The sequence below is a fragment of the Halomonas sp. ND22Bw genome (assembly GCF_003011945.1).
Taxonomy (GTDB): Bacteria; Pseudomonadota; Gammaproteobacteria; order Pseudomonadales; family Halomonadaceae; genus Halomonas; species Halomonas halophila.
Map to the genome: position 1 here is coordinate 1 of NZ_PXWD01001230.1, position 258 is coordinate 258.

The following is a 258-nucleotide window of genomic DNA, read 5'->3' on the forward strand; positions in this document are numbered from 1 at the left end:
GAACTTGGCCTGCACGGCCTTGTCGGCAAGGATCTTCTGCAGGGCTTCGGAGAAGCGCTGCAGGACGTCCGGCGGCGTGCCGGTGGGCGCCAGGATGCCGGTGAACGTCTCGGCTTCGAAGCCCTTGAACCCTGACTCCTGCAAGGTGGGTACATCCGGCATCGACGGCACGCGTTTGGCCGATGTCACGGCGAGCGCGCGCGTGCGGCCCTGCTGGATGAACGGTTGCGCCACCGAGAGCTGGTCGAAGTTGAACTG

The 258-nt window shown here is 65.9% G+C and carries 1 protein-coding gene; it reads right to left on the reverse strand.

Annotation, left to right across the window (positions count from 1 at the left end):
- Window positions 1-258 (reverse strand): tripartite tricarboxylate transporter substrate-binding protein (locus CVH10_RS22100; RefSeq protein WP_369335965.1); only part of this gene is annotated, 258 nt, incomplete at both ends.